Origin of the sequence: Xenorhabdus lircayensis (genome assembly GCF_016306625.1) — a bacterium.
Taxonomy (GTDB): Bacteria; Pseudomonadota; Gammaproteobacteria; order Enterobacterales; family Enterobacteriaceae; genus Xenorhabdus; species Xenorhabdus lircayensis.
Genome location: NZ_JACOII010000020.1, coordinates 43,799 through 70,535, shown reverse-complemented (window position 1 = coordinate 70,535; position 26,737 = coordinate 43,799). Strand labels below are relative to the sequence as shown.

The 26,737-nt window shown below is 45.8% G+C and carries 19 protein-coding genes and 1 tRNA gene; 9 read left to right on the top strand and 11 right to left on the bottom strand.

What is annotated here, in order from left to right; genetic code table 11:
• The first annotated feature begins 17 nt into the window (after nucleotides 1–17).
• Nucleotides 18–935 carry a fatty acid biosynthesis protein FabY gene (gene fabY, locus H8A87_RS02860; RefSeq protein WP_198688493.1) on the top strand — a complete coding sequence of 306 codons (918 nt, stop codon included), beginning with the start codon at nucleotides 18–20 and terminating at the stop codon, nucleotides 933–935.
• Here fabY and H8A87_RS02855 read toward each other — a convergent pair.
• Both H8A87_RS02855 and H8A87_RS02850 read right to left on the bottom strand, forming a co-directional pair.
• Nucleotides 925–2,712 carry an AsmA family protein gene (locus tag H8A87_RS02855; protein WP_232370041.1) on the bottom strand — a complete coding sequence of 596 codons (1,788 nt, stop codon included), beginning with the start codon at nucleotides 2,710–2,712 and terminating at the stop codon, nucleotides 925–927. The two genes, fabY and H8A87_RS02855, sit on opposite strands and share 11 nt — an antisense overlap.
• Nucleotides 2,713–2,918: 206 nt before the next feature.
• Nucleotides 2,919–4,304, bottom strand: a complete 1,386-nt coding sequence (locus tag H8A87_RS02850; RefSeq protein WP_198688492.1) for a uracil-xanthine permease family protein — start codon at nucleotides 4,302–4,304, stop codon at nucleotides 2,919–2,921.
• Nucleotides 4,305–4,546: 242 nt separating this feature from the next.
• Between H8A87_RS02850 and gltS the strand changes: the two genes are divergently transcribed.
• Nucleotides 4,547–5,761 carry a sodium/glutamate symporter gene (gltS, locus tag H8A87_RS02845; protein WP_198688491.1) on the top strand — a complete coding sequence of 405 codons (1,215 nt, stop codon included), beginning with the start codon at nucleotides 4,547–4,549 and terminating at the stop codon, nucleotides 5,759–5,761.
• Nucleotides 5,762–5,847: 86 nt separating this feature from the next.
• Here gltS and recG read toward each other — a convergent pair whose 3' ends face one another.
• The 5 genes from recG to gmk are packed head-to-tail and all read right to left on the bottom strand — an operon-like array spanning nucleotide 5,848 to nucleotide 11,751.
• Nucleotides 5,848–7,929 carry an ATP-dependent DNA helicase RecG gene (gene recG, locus H8A87_RS02840; RefSeq protein WP_198688490.1) on the bottom strand — a complete coding sequence of 694 codons (2,082 nt, stop codon included), beginning with the start codon at nucleotides 7,927–7,929 and terminating at the stop codon, nucleotides 5,848–5,850.
• Between the two features lie 22 nt (nucleotides 7,930–7,951).
• Entirely contained in the window at nucleotides 7,952–8,659 is a 708-nt protein-coding gene (gene trmH / locus H8A87_RS02835; RefSeq protein ID WP_198688489.1) for a tRNA (guanosine(18)-2'-O)-methyltransferase TrmH, read from the bottom strand.
• Nucleotides 8,660–8,664: 5 nt separating this feature from the next.
• Nucleotides 8,665–10,779, bottom strand: coding sequence for a bifunctional GTP diphosphokinase/guanosine-3',5'-bis pyrophosphate 3'-pyrophosphohydrolase (spoT, locus tag H8A87_RS02830; RefSeq protein WP_198688488.1), 2,115 nt, complete (start codon nucleotides 10,777–10,779; stop codon nucleotides 8,665–8,667).
• An 18-nt stretch (nucleotides 10,780–10,797) separates the two neighbouring features.
• A complete protein-coding gene (rpoZ, locus tag H8A87_RS02825) occupies nucleotides 10,798–11,073 on the bottom strand; it encodes a DNA-directed RNA polymerase subunit omega (protein ID WP_198688487.1) in 276 nt (91 codons plus the stop codon).
• 54 nt (nucleotides 11,074–11,127) lie between these two features.
• Nucleotides 11,128–11,751, bottom strand: a complete 624-nt coding sequence (gene gmk, locus H8A87_RS02820) for a guanylate kinase (RefSeq protein WP_198688486.1) — start codon at nucleotides 11,749–11,751, stop codon at nucleotides 11,128–11,130.
• Between the two features lie 306 nt (nucleotides 11,752–12,057).
• Between gmk and ligB the strand changes: the two genes are divergently transcribed.
• Complete coding sequence (gene ligB / locus H8A87_RS02815; protein WP_198688485.1) at nucleotides 12,058–13,824, top strand: NAD-dependent DNA ligase LigB; 1,767 nt, start codon at nucleotides 12,058–12,060, stop codon at nucleotides 13,822–13,824.
• A 38-nt stretch (nucleotides 13,825–13,862) separates the two neighbouring features.
• On the opposite strand, the gene H8A87_RS02810 is transcribed toward ligB, so the two are convergent.
• Complete coding sequence (locus H8A87_RS02810; protein ID WP_198688484.1) at nucleotides 13,863–14,480, bottom strand: trimeric intracellular cation channel family protein; 618 nt, start codon at nucleotides 14,478–14,480, stop codon at nucleotides 13,863–13,865.
• Nucleotides 14,481–14,615: 135 nt separating this feature from the next.
• On the opposite strand from H8A87_RS02810, the gene H8A87_RS02805 reads away from it, so the two are divergent.
• Nucleotides 14,616–15,905 (top strand): DUF3748 domain-containing protein, encoded by a 1,290-nt coding sequence (locus tag H8A87_RS02805; RefSeq protein ID WP_198688483.1) that lies wholly within the window; start codon nucleotides 14,616–14,618, stop codon nucleotides 15,903–15,905.
• A 125-nt stretch (nucleotides 15,906–16,030) separates the two neighbouring features.
• Here H8A87_RS02805 and H8A87_RS02800 read toward each other — a convergent pair whose 3' ends face one another.
• Nucleotides 16,031–16,363: a YceK/YidQ family lipoprotein gene (locus H8A87_RS02800; RefSeq protein ID WP_198688482.1), complete on the bottom strand. Its 333-nt coding sequence runs from the start codon at nucleotides 16,361–16,363 to the stop codon at nucleotides 16,031–16,033.
• Between the two features lie 541 nt (nucleotides 16,364–16,904).
• Here H8A87_RS02800 and H8A87_RS02795 point away from each other — a divergent pair.
• Nucleotides 16,905–18,566 carry a putative transporter gene (locus tag H8A87_RS02795; protein ID WP_198688481.1) on the top strand — a complete coding sequence of 554 codons (1,662 nt, stop codon included), beginning with the start codon at nucleotides 16,905–16,907 and terminating at the stop codon, nucleotides 18,564–18,566.
• Nucleotides 18,567–18,927: 361 nt separating this feature from the next.
• Here H8A87_RS02795 and H8A87_RS02790 read toward each other — a convergent pair whose 3' ends face one another.
• Nucleotides 18,928–20,184 (bottom strand): valine--pyruvate transaminase, encoded by a 1,257-nt coding sequence (locus H8A87_RS02790; RefSeq protein WP_198688480.1) that lies wholly within the window; start codon nucleotides 20,182–20,184, stop codon nucleotides 18,928–18,930.
• Between the two features lie 242 nt (nucleotides 20,185–20,426).
• A complete protein-coding gene (locus H8A87_RS02785) occupies nucleotides 20,427–20,990 on the bottom strand; it encodes a DNA-3-methyladenine glycosylase I (RefSeq protein WP_232370040.1) in 564 nt (187 codons plus the stop codon).
• A 195-nt stretch (nucleotides 20,991–21,185) separates the two neighbouring features.
• Between H8A87_RS02785 and glyQ the strand changes: the two genes are divergently transcribed.
• From glyQ to dppA, 4 genes are all read left to right on the top strand, one after another.
• Nucleotides 21,186–22,109 (top strand): glycine--tRNA ligase subunit alpha, encoded by a 924-nt coding sequence (gene glyQ / locus H8A87_RS02780; protein ID WP_198688479.1) that lies wholly within the window; start codon nucleotides 21,186–21,188, stop codon nucleotides 22,107–22,109.
• Nucleotides 22,110–22,118: 9 nt separating this feature from the next.
• Nucleotides 22,119–24,188 carry a glycine--tRNA ligase subunit beta gene (gene glyS / locus H8A87_RS02775; protein WP_198688478.1) on the top strand — a complete coding sequence of 690 codons (2,070 nt, stop codon included), beginning with the start codon at nucleotides 22,119–22,121 and terminating at the stop codon, nucleotides 24,186–24,188.
• A 167-nt stretch (nucleotides 24,189–24,355) separates the two neighbouring features.
• A tRNA-Pro gene (locus H8A87_RS02770) sits at nucleotides 24,356–24,432 on the top strand.
• Nucleotides 24,433–25,111: 679 nt separating this feature from the next.
• The gene (gene dppA / locus H8A87_RS02765) at nucleotides 25,112–26,722 is read left to right on the top strand and encodes a dipeptide ABC transporter periplasmic-binding protein DppA (RefSeq protein WP_198688477.1); all 1,611 of its coding nucleotides are present in this window, start codon (nucleotides 25,112–25,114) and stop codon (nucleotides 26,720–26,722) included.
• Nucleotides 26,723–26,737: the final 15 nt, after the last annotated feature.

Here is a 26,737-nt window from a genome sequence, read left to right as displayed (position 1 = left end):
GAGAAGGAGCTGTTCCTATGTACCATCTGAGAGTACCTCAAACAGAACAAGAGTTGGAAACCTATTACCAATTTCGTTGGGAGATGCTGCGTAAGCCGCTTCACCAGCCTATCGGTTCAGAGAAAGATGGTTACGATTCGATGGCCCATCATCAAATGGTGGTGGATGAACATGGTAATCCGCTTGCTGTTGGGCGTTTATATATCAATGCGGACAATGAAGGTGCTATCCGTTTTCTGGCTGTTCATCCCAATGTGCAGAGGAAAGGGTTAGGTACACTGATTGAGATGGCATTGGAATCTGTCGCCAGGCAGGAAGGGGTAAAACGGGTTGTTTGCAGTGTACGGGAAGATGCTGTTGATTTCTTCGATAAATTAGGCTTTCAAAACCGCGGCCTGATCAATGGTGCTAAGACGTTACCGATTAACCATTTTTTGATGATCAAGCCTATTATGAGCCTTGATGATATTCTGCATCGCCCTGACTGGTGTGCAGAATTGCAGCAGGCATGGTACAAGAATATTCCCTTAAGCGAAAAGATGGGGTTGCGGATCACTCAATATACTGGGCAGCGTTTTATCACAACTATGCCTGAAGCCGGAAACCAGAATCCGCACCATACTATTTTCGCTGGCAGTCTGTTTTCGCAGGCGACTTTAACGGCATGGGGACTGATTTGGTTGTTGTTGCAGGAGCGCCAGCTGGGTGGAGACATTATTTTAGTGGATGCCAATATTCGTTACCGGCAGCCCATAACGGGGCGCCCCAGTGCAACTGCGGATTTCAATAATATGAGCGGTGATCTGGCCCGTCTTGCCAGAGGCAACAAAGCGCGCGTAAAACTGGAAGTGCTGGTTAGCGGTGAACATGGCGTTGGTAGCGTGTTCACCGGAACTTATATTGTCCTGCCTCCCGAGCGTTTTGCTACAGCTTGATTTTTGCGCAGGTTTGTCTCTCTGTTGTAGAGTGATTGTCTGTTGTCGAGTGTTCGGCTTCCGGGTTATCTACGGGAGAGTGTGTTGTGGGGGAGCAGCGACTGGTTGAAATCAAACCCTGCTCAATAGACTGTGACTCTTTGTCTGATGATTTATCTTCAGCAACCAATGTGCCATTGATTGTTCCTTTAACATCATCAGCAGAGAGATCACCTGTGATAGAGAGTGAGAAATTCCCTGCTCCCTGAATATTGAGCGGTACCCAACCCCATTGTGGCAAAATGTTCAAATCTGCATTCATTCCTTTGAAATTGAGGTTAAAAGGGGTCTGAGCGGTTTGTTGTTCAGCTGTGCCGGTGATTTGTAGTAGTCCATCACGTGTGAAGGCATTCAATTTATCAATGGTTATTTTGCCATCTGTGGTGTGCAATTGCAGATAAGGGCGAACTATTTCAACTTTATTGAATGTCCCTCCGGCGGTTTGCAAGAATGCCTGACCATTCCACAATCCCCATTTGCCATTTTTCAAGATATCCAAGGTATCAACATGGCCAGAAAGGGTGGTGAGCTGGAACGGGAAGCTGGGATTGGTATCAATCAGCAGAGTATTATTGATGGTAATGTCATTTAGTTTCAATCCTGAAATCCATTCCGGTGCAGGGTTTTTGAAATAGTTGATCCAGGTTGATGGCAGAATATAAAGCAGCCCTGTTACCGAGCTATCCTTGAGAGTCAGTTGTCGGTTTTTGCGATCCCATTGAGATTGGATATTGAACAATCCTTTTTGATAATGGGTCGTTAGGTTAGCAATAGTAAAAGTATCACCAGAAAAACGGAATTTCCCAAGCGTATCGCTGAACTGTGCGTCATTCAGCATCATGTTCATCACATTAAAATCAATCAACCCATCTTCGGCATCCCAACTGCCATTGACCAGCCCCAAGTTTTTGATAGTGCTATCCAGATAATCGACAGACCAGTTTTGCCCTTGCAGTTTGGCATTGGTGATATTGAGGTCTTTAACGTGAATAGCGGGAAGATGACTAATTTTGCCCTTCAATGCGTTCAGTGTCATCGGTGATTGCCAGCGGATATCGCTGATCAGGAGGTTATTCCACCGCCAGCTACCGTCAGATAATCGCTGACCATCTCCAGAAATGGCGCCTCGCAGAAATGTCGCACCAAAGGAGTCGATAGACAGGGCATTATTCTGGTAACTGCCTTGCATAATGACATTTTCAACAGGAATGCCATTTAAATGGATCGCACTGGCACTGAATTGATATTGTCCATTACCAAACGGGTTTTTCACGGTAGGGATCCAAGGAGCAATGCCGCCGGTGATATTCTCTCCCTGAATGTGTGTATTGGGATTGTTTAACTGAATATTCATCTGATTCAGTTGTAAAATATCTGCTTGCAAGGGAGGCGGAAATTGGTTTCCGGATAGCGTCAATGTTCCTTGTTGTAATGTCAGACGATGGAGGTTTTGAGGTGTCAGCAGGTGCTGCCATTTGAAATCGAGATTGACGGTATTGGCACTGAGTGAGAACGGGCTTTGTTTATCGCGGATATCCACTTGATTAAACGTTAAGGTGGCAGGTTGCAGCCAGCTATGATTGATGCTTTCAATACTGACTTGATAATGCCCCTGTTTGTTGAACCATTGACTTACTTGTTTGGTTCCCCAATGTGTCTGGACAACAACATAGATAACTATGATTGCCAGAATCAACAACAATAGAAGAGTGACAACAAATTTCCCTAACCACTTCATAAATGCACCTCAGCATAGCCTCCTGACAGAAACTCTTTTATGCCGCAAAAAGGATAGGCACTCAATAGGTGGCACTGACAAAAACATCATTTAGTGCATTTCAGGGCGAGTTAATGCGGATATTGCGGATAGCTACGCAAAATGAACGTAAAAAAAGAAAACTCCCGCCAGTAAAGCGGGAGTGACAAAAGGTATCCAAATCTATGCTATTTTTCCTGAGGAAAAATCAGGTTCAGCAGAATAGCTGTTAGCCCTCCCGCAGCAATACCCGAAGAGAGTAAGTTCTTAACCCAATCAGGTGCAAACTGCAAAATCAATGGTTGCTGAGAAACACCTAAACCTACCGCTAGCGATAGTGCAATGATCATAATCGCACGGCGATTCAGTGGTTCGCGGGAAACGATTCTGACGCCAGAAGCGGCGATAGTACCAAACATAACAATCGTCGCTCCTCCCAAGACAGGTTCGGGGATATGTTGCACAAAACCTGCCACGGCGGGGAACAGTCCCAGCAGAATTAGCATTGAGGCAATAATATAGCCGACATAGCGGCTGGCAACGCCTGTCAGTTGGATTACGCCATTGTTCTGGCCAAAGCAGGAATTTGGAAACGTATTGAATACTGCTGAAACCATCGAATTGAGGCCATTTGCCAGCACACCGCCCTTGATGCGTTTCATATATAGTGGGCCACTGACTGGCTGCTCTGAAACATCTGAGGTTGCTGTGATGTCGCCAATGGTTTCCAGTGACGTCACCATAAAAATAAGAATAAGTGGGATCAGCAGATTCCAATCAAAAGACAGGCCGTAATAGAGCGGTGAGGGGATCGTGATGACAGGTGTATTTTCTTTTGGTGTCGAGAGAGGCAGCATGTCCATGTACCATGCCACCAGATAGCCGACTATCATGGCAATGACCAGAGAAGAGATGCGCAGGTAAGGGTTCTTTTGGCGATTTAGCAGCACGATAACAGCAAGGACAACTCCTGCTAACAGTAGATTTTCCGGTGCACCAAATGTACCGTTTTGAATGGCAGAGTAACCGCCTCCAATTGAGGTTAATCCGACTTGGATCAGCGACAGGCCGATAATCATGACCACGATACCGGATACCAGAGGCGTAATGACCCTTCTTGCCAGATGCAGCACACGGGAGAGCAGTATTTCGGTCATTGAGGCGAGCATCAGTGTACCAAACAGGGCTGCCATCATGGTTGGGATATCAGCGCCTCCATTTTTCAGCGCCAGCCCGCCCATAATCAGTGGAGCAACGAAGTTAAAACTGGTCCCCTGAATTGAAAGCAATCCGGAACCGATCGGCCCCCAAGAGCGAATTTGAATAAGTGATGCCAGACCTGAGGCGAACAGGGACATACTGATAATGCGCTGCGTATCCTGCTCTGGAAGCCCAAGGGCCTGGCAAATCAACATCGCCGGAGTAATAACAGCCACAAACATTGCCAGTAAGTGTTGGCATGCAGCAAATAGGGCATGTGGGAGAGGCGGTTTATCTTCGAGACGATAGATCAATTCATTGTCTGATTTGTCGGAAACGGCTGGTGAATTGGACTCACGGGCTAAATTGACCATGTTGTGAAATTCCAGATGGACAAAGGAGAACATTTTAATGATCTACATCATTAAAGCAATCGTTTGCGTTAAGTTTTCATTATGAAAAACGACTTAATTCCGTCACATTTTTAAATGTTTTAACTTGTGTTTATTAATAATTTTCTTTCTAATCCGATCCCTACCTGCTCTTGGCGTTTTTATAGGATGATTATAACGTCACATTAAATTCACATAATATTAACAATGGATGGGGTACATAGATGTATCATCTGGATATTTATGGCACGCTCGTTGCTGCCACACTTGTTTTACTACTAGGAAGAAAGCTCGTACAATCAGTCTCATTCCTCGAAAAATATACGATCCCTGAGCCAGTCGCGGGCGGGTTATTAGTCGCTTTAGTTTTATTGGCGGTTAAACAAACCACGGGTTGGGAAGTCAGTTTTGATTTATCCCTAAAAGATCCCCTAATGTTGACATTCTTTGCCACAATCGGCTTGAACGCTAATCTTGCCAGCCTGAAAGCGGGCGGAAAGCTTCTGATAATGTTTGTCTTCGTGGTTGTTGGCCTGTTATTGGTGCAAAACACCGTAGGCATCGCATTGGCGAAAATGCTTGGTCTTGACCCATTAATGGGGCTGTTGGCAGGGTCTATTACGCTTTCAGGTGGCCACGGAACAGGAGCCGCTTGGGGCAAAGTATTCACTGAACGTTACGGCTTTGAGAATGCGACGGAAGTCGCAATGGCTTGTGCGACATTCGGTTTGGTCTTGGGTGGTTTGATCGGTGGCCCAGTGGCTCGTTTTCTGGTGAAAAATACCAAAACACCGGGTTTGAGTGCAGATGATACTGAGATCCCGACTGCTTTTGAGAAACCTTATACTGGCCGGCTTATCACGCCATTAGTGATGTTGGAAACCATTGCCATGATTTCCATTTGCTTGTTGGCGGGTAGCTTTATTGAAAAACAGTTGGAAGGTACTGCCTTTGAACTGCCGACGTTCGTGTGTGTACTGTTTGTTGGGGTCATCCTCAGTAATGGCCTGTCTATGCTTGGTTTTTATCGGGTATTTGACCGAGCGGTTTCTGTATTGGGTAACGTCAGTTTGTCACTGTTCCTTGCAATGGCGTTGATGAGCCTGAAACTATGGCAATTGGCTTCCCTCGCACTACCCATGCTGGTGATCCTCGCCGTGCAGGCAGTGGTGATGGCGTTGTACGCGATTTTCGTGACTTACCGTGTGATGGGTAAAAATTATGACGCCGCAATATTGTCAGCCGGTCACTGCGGTTTTGGCTTGGGGGCGACGCCAACGGCTATTGCGAATATGCAGGCGATTACTGACCGTTGTGGGCCATCTCACGTGGCATTCTTACTCGTGCCGATGGTTGGGGCATTCTTTATCGATATAGTTAACGCTGCTGTTATCAAAATGTATCTGTTATTACCGGTATTTCCATCTGTAGCAGGTTAAATTGATTCATTTTTGATATCGCCTGATATCTTGGCTAAATATGCCGCTGAAATACTCAGCGGCATATTTGTCATTAAATGCGTATTTTAAGCATGGCTATATTGCGAGCGATCCGGTAGCCAGCGCTCAATCAGTGCCTTGGCATGTTCAGGATAGTGCTGATGGATATAGCGAGCGATGCGTTGAACTTCGGGCAACATACTTTGATCCCTCAATAAATCTGCGATCCTAAACTCTGCATTACCCGTTTGGCGTGTGCCAAGTAATTCACCCGGCCCGCGGATTTCCAAATCTTTTTGGGCAATCACAAAACCATCGTTACTATCCCGTAAAACTTGCAGACGTATTTTGGCTGTATTGGTCAGTGGCGTTTTATAGAGCAAGACACAGTGTGAAGCGATGGCACCACGCCCGACACGCCCACGAAGCTGGTGCAACTGGGCCAATCCCAGCCGCTCGGGGTTGTCGATAATCATTAGGCTGGCATTGGGCACATCGACACCGACTTCAATGACTGTCGTGGCGACCAGCAATTGTAATTCACCCTGTTTGAAAGCCTCCATGATGATTTGCTTTTCTGCGGATTTCATTCGCCCATGCACTAAGCCGATTTTCAGCTCCGGCAACGCCAGTGCCAGTTCTTCACTGGTCGCTTGCGCTGCTTGCGCTTCCAGTACTTCGGAATCTTCGATCAGAGTACATACCCAATAAGCCTGACGTCCTTCATCCAAACAGGCGTTTTTGATACGTTGGATAATGTCGTTTCGGCGGGTATCGGGGATAGCAACGGTTATCACTGGAGTTCGGCCTGGCGGCAATTCATCAATGATGGACGTATCCAGATCGGCATAGGCGGTCATTGCCAATGTCCGTGGAATGGGGGTCGCTGTCATGATCAATTGATGAGGATGGAATCCTTGTTCGCGGCCTTTTTCCCATAACGCAAGTCGTTGATGAACACCGAATCGATGTTGTTCATCGATGATAACTAGCGCTAATCCCGCGAATTTGACTTGCTCTTGAAACATTGCATGAGTCCCGACGACCATGCTCACTTGACCACTCGCAATTGCGTCTTGCTGTGCCTGACGAGCCTTGCCTTTTTGCTTGCCAGCCAGCCAGCCGACTTGAATACTGAGTGGCTCCAACCATTGGCGGAAGGTATTGGCATGTTGCTCCGCCAGCAGCTCAGTTGGCGCCATCAACGCAACTTGTTTGCCGTGAACAATGGCACGGACTGCCGCCAGAGCTGCCACCAGCGTTTTACCCGACCCAACATCCCCTTGTATCAAGCGCATCATGGGGACGTTTTTTTCCAGATCGTGTTCTATTTCTGCAACGACACGCGCTTGCGCACCTGTTGGTGAGAATGGCAATTGGCTAAGAAGCTGCTGTTTTAGCGAATTATCCGCCGTGAGCGGCTGGGCGTGAAAGCGCTGGGCTCCCGCTCTGACCGCTAGCATACTTAAATGGTGTGCCAGAAATTCTTCCAGAATCAACCTACGCTGGGCTGGGTGTCGTCCATTTTCCAAATCGGTCAGAGAGATATCTGGCGGGGGCCGGTGTAACGTATGCAGTGCACTGGGCAGGCTGATCATCTTCCGGCTGAATTCTTCCGGTAACAATTCATTAATGGCACAGGTATCCAATATCTCCAATGCCTGCTCAATCAATCTGCGCAGCGTTGTTTGGCGCACTCCCTCAGTCGTGGGATAGATAGGGGTTAAGGTATCTTGCAACTGAACACGGTTGGCGTGTTGCTGGACTTTATATTCAGGATGAATAATCTCTGGCCCTTGGTTGCCGCGACGGATTTCGCCATAGACAACGACGTGTTTCCCTTCGGCCAAATTATTTTTCATGGCAGCGGTGAAATTGAAAAAACGTAGAGTCAATATTCCTGTGCCATCGCTGATTTGGCAGATCATGATACGACGACGCCCAAAAGCCACATTGGTGCGCAATATTTCACCTGTTACCGTAGCATAAATGCCGGGCAGCAACTCATTGATGGTATACAGGCGGGTTTGATCTTCATAGCGGAGAGGTAGATGCAGCAGCAAATCCTGTAGGTTGACTAACCCTAATTCGGCGAGCTTAGTGAGCTGACTGGCTCCAACACCACGCAGGGTGGTTAAGGGGATGGCATCAAGTAGTTGGCCTTTCATGCGATATCTCCGTCGGTGTGATTTATTTCCTTGTTGATGGTGCGGTCGTTGCCTGCATTGCTGCCCACCATGATTCACTTGCGATGATTTGCCCTTGTTTATCAATCAATGGCTGTTCCAGACCTTTACGGCAAGAAACTGCGGCCAAAACGGGATATCCTCCTTCGAAAAGCAGTTTTTGCTGTTCCTCTTCGGACAATGTGCTTTCCTCCCGCTGATACATGCCAGCCAATTGGCGCTGTCGTTGTGCTTCATACAGGATCAGGGCAGATGCGACGGAAACATTTAGTGATTGCACCATACCTGCCATCGGAATGATGATGTCATGATCTGCCAAAGTGATAGCTTGTTTTGAAATACCTTTCTTTTCCTGCCCCATAATGATGCAGGTAGGTTTAGTGTAATCAATTTGGCGGAAATCGACGGCTTTATCAGAAAGATGAGTTGCTAACACTTGCATGCCATCGGATTTAAATTGTTGAATGGCTTGTTCAACAGCGGAATGCATCTTTACTTGAACCCAACTATTACTGCCCGCCGCAGAGGAGAGCTGGGTTCTTAATTGTTGGGTGGGCCAGATGGCATGAATTTGGTGGATACCAACCGCATCCGCAGTACGAATGACGGCGGATACGTTATGGGGTTTGTGGACTTCTTCTAAACAAATCGTCAAGTCAGGTTGACGCATTGCCATCATCTGGCAAATACGGGCGTAACGTTTAGGATTCATAACCTTTAGTTTCGGTTACGGCTGACTCGCATCACGTCTGGCATGACACGTATCTTACGCATGATATTCGCCAGCTGTATACGGTCTTTGGTCGTCAGCCTGATGAAAGCACAATAAACGCGGCCATCTTTTTCTTCCGTATTCATGCTTTGAATGCTGGAGTTTGCATCATTGATGGCAGCAGTCAGATTTGCCAGTGCGCCCTGATGATTAAACATATCAACTTTAATTTCGGCAATAAAATCGCTATTGATATCTTTATCCCACTCGACAGGCATGAATTTTTCCGGTTCTTTCTGATATCCACGGATATTGCGGCAGGATTCGTGGTGGATCACCAAACCTTTCCCCGGACTGATGTGGGCAATAATGGGGTCGCCTGGAATTGGACGACAACATTTGGCAAAGGTGATCAAAATGCCATCAGCACCCTTGATCGGTAGCTTACGAGCTGTATTAGCGTTGTTGTTTGGCGCTTTCTCCGTCGCACTCAGTAATAAATTACGTGCAACCACCACGCTCATGGCATTGCCCAGCCCGATCTCCGCCAGCAAATCATCCAAAGTGGTGAGCTTCATTCTTGCCAGCTCTTTGTCGATATTTTCCTGTGGTATATCGACAACTTTCGTTCCGTTGCCAAGTGCATGATTGAGCAGACGGCGCCCCAATCCAATGGAATCATCCCGTTTTAGGTTTTTCAGTAACTGGCGGATTTTGGCTCGCGCCTTGGAACTGACGACAAAGTTTAGCCACGCAGCGTTAGGGCGTGCGCCAGGTGCAGTGATGATTTCGACAGTTTGCCCACTACTGAGAGTTTGTGAGAGGGGATAAGGCAGGCGATCAACACGTGCGCCAACGCAGGCATGGCCGATATCCGTATGGACGGCATAGGCAAAATCGACAGGAGTCGCGCCGGCTGGTAACTCAACAATTCGTCCTTCGGGGGTAAAAACGTAAATCTCATCGGGGAACAAATCAGATTTAACGCTTTCAATAAATTCAAAAGAGCTTCCGGCGCTTTGCTGAAGCTCCAGCAAACTTTGCATCCAGCGTTGAGCGCGGACTTGCGCAGTTGTACCAAGTTCTCCCTGCTCTTTATAGGCCCAGTGTGCTGCAACCCCCATTTCTGCCATTTGATCCATATCTTCGGTACGGATTTGGATTTCAACGGGGACTCCATGCGGGCCAATAAGGGAAGTATGCAAGGATTGATAGCCGTTAGCCTTGGGGATAGCAATATAATCTTTCACTCTGCCGGGGCGCGGTTTATATAAACTGTGCATTTGCCCCAGTACGCGATAACAGGTATCAAGATTATTGACGATGACACGAAAAGCGTAAATATCCATGATGGAATGGAAACGCTGTTCTTTCAGACGCATCTTGCAATAGATAGAGTAGAGATGTTTTTCGCGGCCGCTAACGGCACATTCGATGCCAGCATCCGTTAACCTGCCTTCAATCTCTGACAGAATTTTTTGGATCATCTCCTTACGATTACCACGAGCGGCTTTAACAACCTCTTTGATTACGCGGTAACGGTTAGGATACAGGGCTTCAAACCCAAGCTCCTCCAGCTCCGTTTTCAGGTGATGAATACCCAGACGGTGAGCCAGCGGGCTATAAATCTCCAGCGTTTCCCTGGCAATGCGCCGCCGTTTATCAGGGCGCAGGGAGCCAAGTGTTCGCATATTGTGTGTACGGTCTGCCAATTTGATCAAAATGACGCGGATATCTTGCACCATTGCCATGATCATTTTGCGGAAGTTTTCAGCCTGTGCTTCCTTCTTGTCGCGGAAGTTCAGCTTATCCAGTTTGGATACGCCTTCCACCAATCCGGCGACGGCCGTGCCAAATAACTGCTCTATATCCTGAAATGTCGTTGGAGTATCTTCAATGACATCGTGCAGAAGTGCCGCCATGAGTGTTTCATGGTCAAGGCGCATTTCGGCCAGAATACAGGAAACGGCGACAGGGTGAGTAATGTACGGCTCACCGCTGGAGCGGGTCTGCCCTTCGTGGGCATCCCGCGCGACAACATAGGCCTGTTTAAGCAGATCAATTTGATCTTCAGGCAAATATTTCAGAACCAGCTGATTCAGGCTTTCAAACAGATACAAGGCAGACCTACCGTAAAATTAACGACGACCTTCAGCGATGGCAGAAACGGCTTTGATTTCTGCGGCCTCTTGTTCTTGCCGTTCCTGACGCTCACGAACATCAAGAATTTTATTGTTGATGAGGCCTTGCTCAATTTCACGCAGAGCGACAACAGTCATCTTATCGTTTTCTTCTGGAACGAGGGAATCTTTACCGCCTATTTGCAATTGGCGTGCTCGGCGAGCAGCGACCAACACCAGGTCAAAACGGTTACCAATTTTTTCTACTGCGTCTTGAACAGTTACGCGTGCCATATATGTGCTACTCCACAGATAAATAAATGACTGGGCATAATACTGAAACTTGGTTCAGTCTGCCAATAATTTGCTGATTAAGGCGTCATGCCGCTGAGTCTGACGATCTAATCGTAGACGCTCTGAACGAATAATAGATTGTAAATCGACTAGTGCCGTATTGAAATCGTCATTGATGATGACGTAATCATATTCGTTGTAATGTTCCATCTCCGCGACAGCCTGAGCCATCCGTTTGGCAATAATTTCTTCGCTGTCCTGATCACGCCCACGCAGACGGCGGAGCAACTCTTCCTTGGAAGGAGGAAGAATGAAAATACTGCGAGCTGCCGGCATTTTCTGACGGATTTGCTGTGCGCCTTGCCAGTCAATATCAAGAAAAACATCAACGCCACTGGCGAGCGTATCTTCGATGACTTTTCGCGATGTGCCGTAATAGTTACCAAAAACACAGGCATACTCCAAAAATTCATCATGGCTGATCATATTTTGGAATTCATCCACTGTGATGAAAAAATAATGTTCACCATGATTTTCGCCTGGACGAGATTGGCGTGTCGTATGCGAAACAGAAACCTGAGTGTCATACAAAGGCTGAGTTTTTAATAAAGCCTGAATAAGGCTTGATTTGCCTGCTCCGCTCGGCGCAGAAACAATATATAACGTTCCTTGGTTCATGATGATTTCTTGACTGATTGGGTATAAATAAATGCAAGCGCAGGAATGTAAAATCCCACATAGTATACACGGATACGTTAACCCATGCAGCGTTACAATACATGCCAACGGACATTTCAACAAAATTTTTTCTTAACAAACTGATATTAATGGTTCATTTTGCGAAACAATTTCAGGAAAAATAAACGGTTGCAGAAATTAAACATTTATTTTTCGAAACGCTTCGCAAACCTATCTTTTGCTTCTTGGCAAAAATCGCCCTGCTTTTTATTCTCTGTCCGTATTTTAGGAATCGACGGAGCAGGGATGCTTAATTTTCTCATCAGTTTTCTCATAACAATATGGGTATTGCTATTTGGCACGCCGATGGCATTTGCCAACAAGGTAAATTGCTCTATGTGGCCACAGGACAAGTGGTCACAAGAAAAGCTTCAGCATGAAATCGAACATCTGACAGAGCAGATGGCGAGATGGGATCAGCTTTATCGTCAGCAGGGCGTTAGTGAAATAGATGATGAAATCTATGATCAATTACTGGAAACCCTGACGCTTTGGCAAGGTTGTGTCAATCAGGCACCAAACCGCTCTTTCGTGGTTGCTGTGCCAACAGAAGGGAAACAGCCTCATCCTGTCCAGCACACCGGGTTGAATAAGTTGAAAGAAATACAGGAAATTCGCCAGTGGTTACAGGGGCGAACGGGGGTATGGCTGCAACCCAAAATTGATGGTGTCGCGGTGACTTTGGTCTATGAAAAAGGCCAGTTAGTGCGGTTAATCAGTCGTGGTAATGGTACCGAAGGAACAGACTGGATGGATAAAAGCTCATTTATTCCCAGTATTCCCAAGCAGATAGAAAATGCTCCGGAACGTTTGGTATTGCAAGGTGAGCTTTTCTGGCAGCAGACACATCACCAACAATCCGTTGCAGGAAGTCAGGGATCGCGCAGCAAAGTTGCGGGGGTGATGATGCGCAAGGTGCCTGCACCGGAGCTTAAACAAATTGGCGTCTTTATCTGGGGCTGGCCGGATGGGCCAATTGAAATGGCGGTCAAGCTGGAACGATTGGCATCAATGGGGTTTCCCATCGCCCAGCAGTATAGTCACCCAATTGCTACCGCAGAGGACGCCGAAAAAAGATGGAAAGATTATTTTGTTCAGTCTCTCCCTTTTGCCACGGATGGCGTTGTTCTACGACAGGAAATTGAGCCCACTGGCCGACAGTGGCGGGCAGGATCAAGTAGTTGGGCGATTGCATGGAAATACCCATTACGGCAGCAATTGACAGTCGTAAAAAATGTCAATTTCACGATAGGCCGGACAGGAAGAATATCCGTTGTATTAGAGCTGGAGAAAGTAAAGTTAGACGATAGGCAGGTTAGTCGCGTCAATATCGGTTCCGTCAAACGTTGGAAACAGTGGAATGTTTATCCGGGGGATAGAATCACAGTGGCGCTGGCAGGGCATGGTATACCTAAACTTGATAACGTGGTGTGGCGCATTACGGAACGTCCTGATATTCAACCACCCAATGAGCAGGATTATCATTTCCTTAGCTGTCTGGCACTCAATCATGCAAATGATTTGAATGATAATCGCTGCCAGCAACAGTTTATTGCCCGTCTGACATGGCTTGGGGAAAAATTGAAAATGAAAGGCGTTGGGCAAGGAACTTGGTCAGCTTTGGTAAGACATGGATTAGTGGCGAATTTAACGGATTGGCTGGAATTGGATCAAGGGCAGCTTGAGACAGTAACGACCATTGGCACTAAGCGTGCCAAATTGATCTTCTCTCAATTCCAGCAGGCAAAATTACGGCCACTTTCATTATGGCGTGAAGCCATTGGTCTGCCTCATGCCAATCGCTTTACGAATAATATGGGTTGGCAGTGGGAAGCGCAGTTATCAAATATGAACGCGAAAAATTCATTAACAGCAAAACAAAGAGAAAAAACATCAGCCTTTTTACAGCATCCGGAGATTAAGGCGTTAATTCATACCTTAGCTTTGCAGGGGATCAAGGAGCAACAAGAGATTGAGGAGCAAAGCGTGGCGCCGCTGGATAAGACTCAGTGAAGTGGGGCAAGAGGTTGCCCCAGAGGCTCATGATAATGTCAGTGGTCTGAGTTATCGTAATGGAAAATGGGTAAACCAAGTCGATAACGGATAGCAATTAACCGTGCAGCTAGTCCTGCAATAAGCGTAATCAGGATTACGCTGTTCGGGTGCAATGGTGTATGTAATAAAGCGATATAGAGCCAAGCGGCTGCAAAAGAGACTCCTGCATAAATTTCTTTTTGGAATACCAGAGGAATGGTATTGCAAAACATATCGCGCAATACCCCGCCAAAAACACCGGTAATCACGGCAGCGATGGCTGCGATGATCGGGCTATAGTGCATCTCCAACGCGATTTGTGCGCCAATGATGGAGAAAACGATTAAACCAATCGCATCGAGAATGAGAAATAAACGGCGTAGATGTTTCATCATGGGGGCAACCCAGATGGTGACTACGGCAGCGCAGGCAACGGTCACGATATATTCTGGATTTTTTACCCAGCCGAGCGGGTAGTGGCCCAGAATCATATCACGGACGGTGCCACCACCGATGGCCGTCACGGAAGCAATAATGATAACGCCGAATACATCCATTTTTCGACGACCGGCGGCTAACGCCCCTGTCATGGCTTCAGCCGTAATACCAATGATATAAAGGACACTGAGTAGCATAAATTTAATCAAATGGAATATAACGTATACGTAAAGAGTACTGTCGAAATAGTAACGTCTCGACTGAAATTTTTTAGCCAAACTTTAATAAGATTAGTTTTTATTATCCGAAACCCCGCAAGATAAGGTAGGAAAATGGTTTTTAAGGAACGCCAGATTACATTCGACAGCCGTAGCCATCAGATAACTAATATAAATATCTGGACGCCTGACAGTCAGTGGTTAGTATACGACGTTCGTCCCAGTGGTGCGTCTTTTACTGGCTTAACGATAGAAAAAATTCATGTGGATAATGAACAGACTGAAATTATCTATCAGGCAAAAGACGGTGCTCATGTCGGTGTTGTGACTGTGAGTCCTCAGGAGCCAGCGAGTTATGCGTTTATTCACGGCCCAGAAAAACCAGATGCACAGTGGCAGTATGATTTCCATCATCGTCGTGGTGTGATTGTTTCCGATATCCAGCCGAATGTGGCGGTTAACATTGATGCAATGGATATTACTCCTCCTTATACCGCAGGTGCTTTGCGTGGTGGTACGCATGTTCACGTTTTCAGTCCTGATGGCCGCCGCTTGAGTTTCACTTATAACGACCATGTGATGCATAAGTTAGACTCTGCTCTCGACTTACGTAATGTTGCTGTGGCAGTTCCGTTAGGGCCCGTGATGTCAGCGAAAAAACATCCGAGAGAATATGATGGCAGCTATTTTTCGGTTGTTGTCAGCAATACCACTGCACATCCACGTCCCGGAAGTGATGATATCAATCGGGCTTATGAAGAGGGATGGATTGGGCTGCGGGGGTATCTTAAAGATAATGGTCAATGGCAGCGCTGGGCGTTGGCCTTTATTGGGGATACACGCGCTGAAGATGGTGAAAAGATACCGGAAATTTATCTCGTTGACTTACCTGAAAACGATGGCGATTACGTTATTGCGGGCAATCAGCCTTTGGCAGGTACTGAAACAACATTACCAGCTCCGCCAGCGGGGGTGAAACAGAGGCGTTTAACCTTTACGCATGATAAGCGCTGGCCGGGAGTAGTGAATATTCCACGGCATTGGCTGAGAACATCGCCGGATGGCAGCAAAATTTGTTTTTTGATGAAAAATGAAGATGGGATTGTCCAGCTATGGTATATCTCACCAAATGGCGGTAAGCCAATGCAGATAACCCACAGTCATGACAATATACAATCTGCATTTAGCTGGGATAGCCGTGGTCGGTTTATTGCCTGTGTTTGTGATAATAGTGTCGTGCTCTGTGACAGTCAAAATGGCGAAATGCGGCGTTTAACAGAGCGCACAGATGATGCACCTTCCGCAGATGCAATAGTGATATCACCGGATGATCGCTATGTTGCTTTTATGCGTAATATTGACGGTTACCAGCAGATATTTGTGGTTGAAACAGGGATTGATTGAGGCAGATATTACTGAGATGAGCATCGCAGGTTCATGGCGATGCCCAATAATATGCTGATTATATCCTTCATCTTTCGATTTGTTGCTGTGTTGGCTGCGTTCACTCATCCCAGTGACATAGTTAGCTAGGCTTCTGAGGCGGGAAGTACAGCGATTAAATTTTTCCCCAGCTGTTCAATACGATGCTTAGGGGATGTATCTGCGTTATCTTGACTGGAGCGGGCATAATCATAGGGAAGCAAAAGCGTATCTAAAAAGGCAGAAAATGGAAGATCAACCGCGAGCAGAGGTTTCATGACCCATCCAGTCTTGTCATCTTTCAACATGCCAATATTGGCTTTTGCTCCTGAATAGTAACCTTGATGGGGGCCGCTATGCGTCATGATGCTGGAGCAGCCCGTGACAAGTAGCCATCCCAATGTGGTACATAATGATAGAAGCGTTTTACGGTTTTTCATCGTTTCCATGATCTCAATGAGTTAATTTGCCAGTGTTCAGATACTTTAAATTTGCTCTTTAACGCCACTTTTCCAAAGCATGAAGATAAACCTTTAATACTGTTTACTCATGAATACTATTTACTATAGTCAGGTAATATCCAGTTTGCTATAGCACTTATCGCTAAATTTAATAATTTTTTGTGATGGAAATTTTAATTCCGTTTTTATGTCCACTTTTTTGAGTCGGCATGAAGAAAAATAATTTCATCACATTTGGTAACAATGATCAGAATTATTCAAAGTGATATTGATTGTGTTCATGGATATTTATTTATTGAATATATTTGGTAGTCGATTTTTAGTCAGCAAATAAAAAATTTCCCTGAATAAAATTCTACCCATAAAAATGGGAAAAGCGTGCGATATGTGGTTTAAGACACATACCTGTTTGTTAATTCATGTAAGCATTCAATTGATGGCAATCTTGTCATTCATGGGGCATATGAAGGGAATATGCCGAATTTCCTAGATTGTTAACCTTTGGTAAAGGAAGCAGGTCATGAGTGATATTGCATTAACAATGAGCTTGTTGGCATTGGCTGCCTCATTGGGGTTATGGATAGGTAACTGGAAAATATATGGTATTGGTCTTGGGATTGGTGGCGTTTTGTTTGGCGGAATTATTGTCGGTCATTTCGCCCAGACGTATTCGCTATCTCTCAGTAATGACATGCTACATTTCATTCAGGAATTTGGCTTAATTCTATTTGTTTATACTATTGGAATACAAGTCGGGCCGGGATTCTTTTCTTCTTTGCGGGTTTCTGGTCTTAAATTAAATGGTTTTGCTGCTCTGATTGTAATTATTGGCAGTCTGGTCGCTGCTATTATTCATAAATTGTTTGATGTTCCTTTGCCTATTATTCTGGGTATTTTTTCTGGTGCAGTGACAAATACTCCATCGCTGGGAGCGGGGCAACAAATTTTGGTGGATTTGGGTTCGGAGCCTTCCTTTGTCGGCCAAATGGGCATGGGATACGCGATGGCTTATCCCATGGGGATCTGCGGTATCTTGCTGGTTATGTGGTTGGTACGCCTTTTTTTCAGAATTAGCATTGAACGCGAAGCCAAGGCGTTTGATAGCCAAAATAATCATAGCCGGGAAATACTCCAGACAATGAATATCGCTGTACGTAATCCGAATCTGAATGGATTAGTGATGCAGGATATTCCCTTGCTCAACAGTGACGAAGTTGTGTGCTCACGCCTGAAACGAGCGGACTTATTGATGGTGCCCCAGCCAACTACCGTGATCCAGAGTGGGGATTTGCTTTATCTGGTGGGGCAGCGGGAAGCGCTGAACCAAGTTCGTTTGATGATTGGTGAAGAAGTTGATGTATCTCTGTCTACCTCCGGCAGTATTTTCCAATCGGTCAGAGTTGTTGTGACGAATGATGAGGTATTGAGCCAGCGGCTTGGGTCACTCAACTTAAAACAGAAATATGATGTTGTTGTCACGCGCCTCAATCGTGCGGGGATTGAACTGGTTGCCAGCAATAATGCCAGTTTGCAGTTTGGCGATATCCTGAATATCGTCGGGCGTCCTGAAGCTGTAGAAGCCGCCACAAGGCTACTGGGTAATTCACAGCAAAAACTCCAGCAGGTTCAGATGCTGCCTGTATTTATTGGGATCGGTCTGGGAATTTTGTTGGGTTCTATTCCTCTGTTTATTCCTGGTTTCCCTGCTGCTTTACGCCTGGGACTGGCGGGTGGGCCTTTGGTTATTGCTTTGATTTTGGGGCGTATTGGCACAATTGGAAAACTCTATTGGTTTATGCCTCCAAGTGCAAATCTTGCACTGCGTGAGTTGGGTATTGTCATGTTTCTTGCTGTTGTTGGGCTGAAATCTGGTGGCGATTTCATTAATACACTGGTGCATGGAGAAGGGCTGTCATGGATAGGTTATGGAGCATTGATAACGATAGTTCCCCTATTGATCGTGAGCCTGTTGGCACGCTTTGTTGCCAAAATGAATTATCTCAGCTTGTGTGGGATGCTGGCCGGTGCAATGACGGATCCTCCTGCTCTGGCTTTTGCCAATACGATTCACAGTACCAGCGGAGCTGCGGCGTTGTCGTACGCGACGGTTTATCCACTGGTGATGTTTTTTAGGATTATGTCACCCCAAATTTTGGCAGTGATTTTCTGGACACTAGGATGATTGAGATCATTGCTAATTATTTAAGTATGCTTACTTGATTCATTAAATGTGCTTTAGATCACAGAATATCACCCAACTGTTCCAATTTGATCTTAATTTGAGATAGTAGAGGCAATTTAAAGTAAAAAATCCCTGCTTATTCAAACCATTAGAACTTATTTTTTCTGGTTTAATATACTCAGTTCAGGGAAGGTGTATAAACAAGGATTGTTTTCCTTTCCTAATTGTGTGTGAAGAATTCTTTTGGGATTCTAATAACTACTGTCCTGTTCGCAGGTAAAAGTCCTCGTTATCATCTTGCTCCCTCCCCCCTAAATGAGGGAGCTTTTTTTATTGTGCTGATTACTGTTTGCTGCACAGATCAACGTTCAGCTTCTTTGTGCGCTATCTCAATCTCTTCAGACAGAATGCGGATGCCTTCTTCGATCTTTTCCACATCAGGGATATAGTTCATGCGCATGCATTGATGGGCATGAGGCCAATGATGTTCCAGTCCCGGAAAGAAGAAATGACCCGGTACCATCAGCACTTTCCGTTTTTTCAACCGTTGGTAAAGGACTTCCGTCGTGATTGGCAAGTTTTTGAACCAGAGCCAGAGGAATATTGCACCTTCCGGTTTATGGATGAGACAGCGATCTTCCGACATATGGCGGCGAATAATCTCAATCACGTTGTCTACCCGTTTTTTATAAAACGGCTGGATGATATTTTGCGATAGACGGAACAGATCATTGCGTCTAATCATTTCCAGCGCGATAGCCGGCCCAATACCGCCTGGAGACAGGCTGATAATGCCATTCATGTTACTGACTGCACTGATAATTTTCTCATTGGCGATGATGATTCCGCAGCGAGAACCCGGTAGCCCAAGTTTAGATAGGCTCATGCACAGAATAATATTGTGGTTCCACAGTGGGGTGGCTTCGCTGAAGATAATACCGGGGAATGGCACACCGTAAGCATTATCAATTAACAGAGGGATCTGATGCTGTTGAGCCAGTCCATCCAAGCGTAGCAATTCTTCGTCGGTGATGACGTTGCCCGTTGGGTTGGTTGGGCGGGAGACACAAATCAGGTTGATATCTTCAGAAATATTCAGGTGATCGAAATCAACTCGATACTTAAATTGGCCGTTGGGCAGCAATTCAATATTCGGTTTATTGGCGACAAATAACCCTTCATCCAAACCTGAATCTGAATAGCCAATATATTCTGGCGTAAGAGGAAACAAAACGCGCTTCATTGAACCGTCTTCAGCGCGGCCAGCCAGTAAGTTAAACAGATAGAAAAAGGCACTTTGGCTGCCGTTGGTCAGGGCGATATTTTGTGGATGGATATCCCAACCAAGCTTTTCTTGTAACTCTTGGGCCAGTGCCGTTATCAGGGTATTTTTCCCTTGTGGCCCATCATAGTTGCATAGGGTTTCGCTCAATTGACCGCTTGACGCCATGTCAGCCAATATCTGCTGGAAATAATCATCCATTTCAGGAATATGTGCTGGATTACCGCCACCTAGCATAATCGCGCCAGGCGTTCTCAGACCTTGGTTGAGATCATTCATCAGACGGGTAATTCCCGAATCTTGCGTAAATTTGTTTCCGAATTGCGAAAATTTCATAACGGCGTTTGCGTCTGTTTTTGTATGAGAAGAATACACCATACCCCGCTCACTACTAGGGTGCAATGGGGAAAAATAGGTATTCTATGTTTGTATATATGGAAATGTGACTTTTTATTGAATTTAAAAACTGGATATTTTGGATTAATCCAGTTTTATATTTTGAAGTGATATTTCTGTTTATTTTTATGCACTAATTTTAATTTTTCGCTACAGGTAACCTATTTTCTGACACAGGGAGCTTATTTCCGGCACCAACAATGGGTGACATGATCGTTTACCAAGCCTGCCGCTTGCATAAAAGCATAGCAAGTGGTGCTACCAATAAATTTAAATCCTTGTTTTTTCAGCTCAGTGGAGAGGGCGTCAGAATTGGTTGTTTTGACAGGAACTTCTGTCAGCGTTTCCCAGTGATTAATCAAGGGAGAGTCGTTGACAAAATGCCAGATAAACGTACTGAAATTTTCCCCTTGTTCGGCCATTTGCAGATAAGCGCGGGCATTATGAATAATTGCATTGATTTTGGCTCGATTACGCACGATGGCGGGTTCTTTCATCAGCCGCTCAACATCTGTTTCATCCATTTTAGCGATTTTGACGGGATCAAATTGATGGAAGCACTTTCTATAACCTTCCCGTTTTTTCAGGATCGTGAGCCATGATAAACCAGCTTGCTGCCCTTCGAGGCAAATTAGTTCAAAAAGTTGCTGACTATCTCTCAATGGCCTGCCCCATTCATTGTCATGATAGGCCAGATAATCAGGATCGGATGTTACCCAACCGCAGCGAGTCATTTCCTTGCTCATGAATCGAACTTCCTTACAGATAATGGTGAATAATTGCACTAAGTTTAACTGTATAAATATACAAGTAAAGAGATTTGAATAAGATTTTTTTATACTGCGGCAAAATTGAGAGGCGATCTGTGCTGTATATCTTACGGTCAAAGGGTATACTGACCCCTTTCGTTTAAATTCATATGTATCGCGTGCGGATTCAACATGCAAAAGTTTGATACCAAAACCTTTCAGGGAATCATCCTGACACTACAGGATTACTGGGCGCATCAAGGCTGTACCATTGTCCAACCATTGGATATGGAAGTCGGTGCTGGAACCTCTCATCCTATGACCTGTCTGCGTGCCTTGGGGCCAGAACCTATTGCAGCAGCTTATGTGCAACCTTCCCGTCGTCCGACTGACGGGCGCTATGGCGAAAACCCAAACCGCCTCCAGCACTACTATCAATTTCAGGTTATCATCAAGCCATCTCCCGATAACATTCAGGAACTCTATCTTGGTTCCTTGAAAGCGTTGGGACTCGATCCTACCGTTCACGATATCCGTTTCGTTGAAGACAACTGGGAGAACCCAACCTTAGGTGCTTGGGGTTTGGGCTGGGAAGTCTGGCTGAACGGCATGGAAGTGACTCAGTTCACTTACTTCCAGCAGGTTGGTGGTCTTGAATGTAAGCCTGTCACCGGTGAAATTACTTACGGTCTGGAACGTCTTGCGATGTACATTCAGGGCGTGGATAGCGTTTACGATCTGGTATGGAGCGATGGTCCGCTGGGTAAAACCACGTATGGCGACATCTATCACCAGAATGAAGTTGAACAGTCTACTTACAACTTCGAACACGCCGATGTGGATTTCCTGTTTACCTGCTTTGAGCAATATGAAAAAGAAGCACAGGAATTGCTGGCGTTGGAGAATCCGCTACCACTGCCAGCCTATGAACGCATTCTGAAAGCGGGTCATACTTTTAACTTGCTGGATGCACGTAAAGCGATTTCTGTGACTGAACGTCAGCGCTATATCCTGCGCATTCGCACCCTGACCAAATCAGTTGCTGAAGCTTATTATGCCTCCCGCGAGGTACTTGGCTTCCCTATGTGTAACAAGACTATGTGTAATAAGGACTGAGAGGCCATCATGACTCAACAGACTTTCCTTGTGGAAATCGGCACAGAAGAGTTGCCACCAAAGGCGCTGCGTTCACTGGCGGAATCCTTTGCTGCCAATTTTGAAGCAGAATTGAATAACGCCAATCTGGGTCATGGTGAAGTTAGCTGGTTTGCTGCTCCTCGTCGTTTGGCGTTGAAAGTGGAAAATCTAGCTGCGACACAGGCTGATCGTGAAGTTGAAAAACGCGGCCCTGCGATTGCTCAGGCATTTGACGCAGAAGGCAAACCGACCAAAGCTGCGGAAGGTTGGGCACGTGGTTGCGGTATTACCGTTGATCAGGCTGAGCGCATGGTAACGGATAAAGGCGAGTGGCTGCTCTATCGTGCTCAGGTCAAAGGCCGTGAAGCAAAAGAACTGCTGGCAGGTATGGTGAGCACTTCTCTTAGCAAATTGCCTATCCCTAAATTAATGCGCTGGGGTGATAAAGAAACCCAATTTGTTCGTCCGGTGCATACTGTCACTTTGCTGCTGGGTAGCGAAGTGGTGGAAGGCGAAATTCTGGGTATTAAATCGGATCGCATTATCCGTGGTCACCGTTTTATGGGTGAGGCGGAATTTACCATTGAGAACGCAGAACAGTATCCGACTATTTTGCAGGAGCGTGGTCGTGTTATCGCGGATTATGAAGCGCGTAAGGCGATTATCAAACGTGATGCAGAACAGGCCGCGGCACAGCTTGGTGGTGTGGCTGATCTGAGTGACAGCTTGCTGGAAGAAGTCACTTCGCTGGTGGAATTACCTGTAGTTCTGACTGCGAAATTCGAAGAAAAATTCTTGGACGTTCCTACTGAAGCCCTGGTTTACACCATGAAAGGCGACCAGAAATATTTCCCGGTTTACGATCATTCCGGCAAATTGATGGCGAACTTTATTTTTGTCGCCAATATCGCGTCTTCTGATCCGCAGCAAATCATTTCAGGTAACGAAAAAGTTGTACGCCCACGTCTGGCTGATGCAGAATTTTTCTTCAAGACTGACCGTAAACAGCGTCTGGAAGATAACCTGCCTCGTTTGGAGACGGTGCTGTTCCAGAAACAACTGGGCACACTGCGCGATAAAACTGACCGTATTCAAGCTCTATCTGGCTGGATTGCTGAAAAAATTGGTGCAGATGTCACTCATGCAACCCGTGCAGGTTTGCTGTCCAAGTGTGACTTAATGACCAACATGGTATTTGAGTTCACCGATACGCAGGGCGTGATGGGGATGCACTATGCTCGCCATGATGGCGAAGCGGAAGATGTGGCACTGGCACTGAACGAACAGTATCAGCCACGTTTCTCTGGTGATGCGTTGCCGTCTACTGGTGTTGCCTGCGCTGTAGCCATTGCAGATAAAATGGATACTTTGGCTGGGATCTTCGGTATTGGCCAGCATCCAAAAGGAGATAAAGACCCGTTTGCGCTGCGTCGTGCCGCTTTGGGGGTATTGCGCATTATTGTTGAGAAAAAGTTGTCTCTCGATCTCCAGACTTTGGCAGAAGAAGCTGTTCGCCTGTACGGTGACAAGCTGACTAACGAGAAAGTTGTGGATGATGTGGTTGAGTTTATGCTCGGTCGTTTCCGCACTTGGTATCAGGAGCAAGGTTATAGCGTTGATACTATTCAGGCAGTACTGGCACGTCGTCCGACCCAACCCGCAGACTTTGATGCCCGCATGAAAGCGGTAACGCATTTCCGCACCTTGGATGCAGCGATTTCTCTGGCGGCTGCCAATAAGCGTGTTTCCAACATTCTGGCAAAATCAGAAGAGAAGTTGAATGACAGTGTTCTTGCTTCCGTATTGAAAGCGGCAGAAGAGATCCAACTGGCGACGCACCTTGTCGTGTTGAAAGAAAAACTGGTACCTTTGTTTGCCGAAGGCAACTATCAGGATGCGCTGGTTGAACTGGCTTCCCTGCGTGAAGTGGTGGATGCCTTCTTCGACAATGTGATGGTGATGGATGAAGATCTGCAAGTAAGGATAAATCGTCTGACACTGTTGAGTGAGCTGCGTGATTTGTTCTTGCGTGTAGCGGATATTTCACTGCTCCAGTGATCTCTGATTGATTTAATGCAAAAGCCTCGCCAGTCACAGGGCGAGGTTTTTGTTGTCTGAGATATGTTGCGTAGCGTGTATTTTGGCTGATTTATCATCAAATAAACACTTAACTTTAAAAAGGTATTGACGGTTTGCGGCGCTGGCAGTAAGATGCGCTTCGTTTTCGGCGAGTAGCGCAGCTTGGTAGCGCAACTGGTTTGGGACCAGTGGGTCGGAGGTTCGAATCCTCTCTCGCCGACCAGCATTCTGAAACCCTGCTCTTATGAGCGGGGTTTTTTCTTTTTCCCTTCGGGGATCATACTTCTCGCCATTTTGCCTAAAGATAGATCATTCGTTATCCACCAAATCAGTGCGTGGGTATCCAATAAAAGCCGTTTTATAAAGATCCTTCAAACATTTCCTGTATATCACGGTCAGCTTCGTAAAATTTTTCATCTATACTGACATTATTTTCGAATCTTACTTAAGCCAAATTAATAGCAAAAACTGTTGCTTTAACAAGTGACGTGATTGGTTTTGCTCTAATCGTTTATATTTCAATTATTTCTTCTGGGTGAATCGTATCCACATCTTACGCACTCTAGCCTTTTTTATAAGCTCTTCTGCTCATTATTTAAGTAATTGGTCACAAATTCAAAATTATAATCACTAGCGATTAATTCTTTTTATTGGATGAATTTTTAGTGAATTTGTCTACTCAATGTGCTCTTCGTCATACTTTTTAACCATTATTGTTAATAAATTTTTTCTTTTATGTTTTTCTGATGTTTCTGGAGTTATGTCTGATTATGTTGACGTCGGGCATAACAATTGTTTAATTGATAAACGAAAAACAATAAAACAAGCTGGGACAGTGGCATTTAGGAAGAAAACTCTGGGCTGGCTAAGACACAATAAACATCACAAGCGGAGTTCAAGTAATGGCAATCTCCAAGAAAAAACAGTCCGGTTTGTTAAAACTGGGTGTCGGTCTTGTCGCATTGGCTGTAACAGCCAGTATTCAGGCAAAAACGCTGGTTTACTGTTCCGAGGGTTCTCCTGAAGGCTTCAACCCGCAGTTATTTACTTCTGGCACAACTTATGATGCCAGTTCAGTACCAATCTATAACCGTTTAGTGGATTTTAAGTTAGGCACAACAAAGATAATTCCTAGTCTCGCAGAAAGTTGGGATGTGAGTGATGATGGGAAAACGTATACTTTCCATTTGCGCAAGGGCGTAAAGTGGCACAGCAATAAGGAATTCAAGCCAACACGCGATTTCAATGCTGATGACGTGATCTTTACCTTCATGCGCCAGAAGGATAAAAACCACCCGTACCATAAAGTGTCAGGTGGGAGTTATGAGTACTTTACTGGCATGGATCTGGGTAACATCATCAGCAAAGTAGAAAAAGTGGATGATTACACTATTCGCTTTGTGCTATCCCGCCCTGAAGCACCTTTCCTGGCTAATATCGGGATGGATTTCGCCTCGATTCTATCCAAAGAGTATGCTGATGTAATGATGAAGGCTGGCACTCCGCAGAAAGTTGACCTTAATCCGATCGGTACAGGCCCGTTCCAATTACAGCAATATCAGAAAGACTCCCGTATTCTCTATCAGGCATTCAAGAATTATTGGGAAGGTCCAGCGAAGATTGATCGCCTTGTGTTCTCCATTACGCCTGATGCTTCTGTACGCTATGCGAAATTGCAGAAAAATGAATGTCAGGTGATGCCATATCCAAACCCTGCTGATATTGCCCGCATGAAGCAGGATAAAAACATTGTCCTGAAAGAACAGGCAGGTTTGAACGTCGGCTACCTCTCTTTCAATGTCACTAAATCGCCGATGGATAACCAGAAAGTTCGTCAGGCGCTGTCTATGGCGGTAAATAAAGATGCCATCATTGATGCGGTGTATCAGGGAGCGGGTCAGAAAGCGAAAAACCTGATCCCACCGACCATATGGAGTTATAACGATGACATCAAGGATTACGCCTATGATCCTGCCAAAGCCAAGGAACTGCTGAAAGAAGCTGGCTTCCCGAATGGTTTTGAAACTGACTTATGGGCAATGCCGGTACAGCGCCCGTATAACCCGAATGCCCGTCGTATGGCGGAAATGATTCAGGCTGACTGGGCGGAAATTGGTGTTAAGGCCAAGATCGTCAGTTATGAGTGGGGTGAATACCTGAAACGTGCCAAAGATGGCGAACCGAAGACTGTCATGATGGGGTGGACAGGAGACAATGGTGACCCTGATAATTTCTTCGGTACTTTGTTTAGCTGCGCTGCCAAAGAGAGAGGTTCTAACTATTCCAAATGGTGTTACAAGCCATTTGAGGAAGTTATTCAGCCAGCACGTGAAACTGCTGACATCAACAAGCGTACGGCGCTTTATAAACAGGCGCAGGTTGTGATGCATGAACAGGTACCCGCATTGATCATTGCCCACTCCACGGTTTACGAGCCAATTCGCAAAGAAGTGAAGGGCTATGTGGTTGATTCTTTCAGTAAACATTATTTTTACAAAGTTGATCTCGAATAATTTTTGCTGTTGAGC

Excerpts from the sequence above, each read along its gene's own strand:
- fabY (WP_198688493.1), top strand. The coding sequence starts at position 18 with ATGTACCATCTGAGAGTACCTCAAACAGAACAAGAGTTGGAAACCTAT.
- H8A87_RS02855 (WP_232370041.1), bottom strand. The coding sequence starts at position 2,712 with ATGAAGTGGTTAGGGAAATTTGTTGTCACTCTTCTATTGTTGTTGATT.
- H8A87_RS02850 (WP_198688492.1), bottom strand. The coding sequence starts at position 4,304 with ATGGTCAATTTAGCCCGTGAGTCCAATTCACCAGCCGTTTCCGACAAA.
- gltS (WP_198688491.1), top strand. The coding sequence starts at position 4,547 with ATGTATCATCTGGATATTTATGGCACGCTCGTTGCTGCCACACTTGTT.
- recG (WP_198688490.1), bottom strand. The coding sequence starts at position 7,929 with ATGAAAGGCCAACTACTTGATGCCATCCCCTTAACCACCCTGCGTGGT.
- trmH (WP_198688489.1), bottom strand. The coding sequence starts at position 8,659 with ATGAATCCTAAACGTTACGCCCGTATTTGCCAGATGATGGCAATGCGT.
- rpoZ (WP_198688487.1), bottom strand. The coding sequence starts at position 11,073 with ATGGCACGCGTAACTGTTCAAGACGCAGTAGAAAAAATTGGTAACCGT.
- gmk (WP_198688486.1), bottom strand. The coding sequence starts at position 11,751 with ATGAACCAAGGAACGTTATATATTGTTTCTGCGCCGAGCGGAGCAGGC.
- ligB (WP_198688485.1), top strand. The coding sequence starts at position 12,058 with ATGCTTAATTTTCTCATCAGTTTTCTCATAACAATATGGGTATTGCTA.
- H8A87_RS02810 (WP_198688484.1), bottom strand. The coding sequence starts at position 14,480 with ATGCTACTCAGTGTCCTTTATATCATTGGTATTACGGCTGAAGCCATG.
- H8A87_RS02805 (WP_198688483.1), top strand. The coding sequence starts at position 14,616 with ATGGTTTTTAAGGAACGCCAGATTACATTCGACAGCCGTAGCCATCAG.
- H8A87_RS02800 (WP_198688482.1), bottom strand. The coding sequence starts at position 16,363 with ATGAAAAACCGTAAAACGCTTCTATCATTATGTACCACATTGGGATGG.
- H8A87_RS02795 (WP_198688481.1), top strand. The coding sequence starts at position 16,905 with ATGAGTGATATTGCATTAACAATGAGCTTGTTGGCATTGGCTGCCTCA.
- H8A87_RS02790 (WP_198688480.1), bottom strand. The coding sequence starts at position 20,184 with ATGAAATTTTCGCAATTCGGAAACAAATTTACGCAAGATTCGGGAATT.
- H8A87_RS02785 (WP_232370040.1), bottom strand. The coding sequence starts at position 20,990 with ATGAGCAAGGAAATGACTCGCTGCGGTTGGGTAACATCCGATCCTGAT.
- glyQ (WP_198688479.1), top strand. The coding sequence starts at position 21,186 with ATGCAAAAGTTTGATACCAAAACCTTTCAGGGAATCATCCTGACACTA.
- glyS (WP_198688478.1), top strand. The coding sequence starts at position 22,119 with ATGACTCAACAGACTTTCCTTGTGGAAATCGGCACAGAAGAGTTGCCA.
- dppA (WP_198688477.1), top strand. The coding sequence starts at position 25,112 with ATGGCAATCTCCAAGAAAAAACAGTCCGGTTTGTTAAAACTGGGTGTC.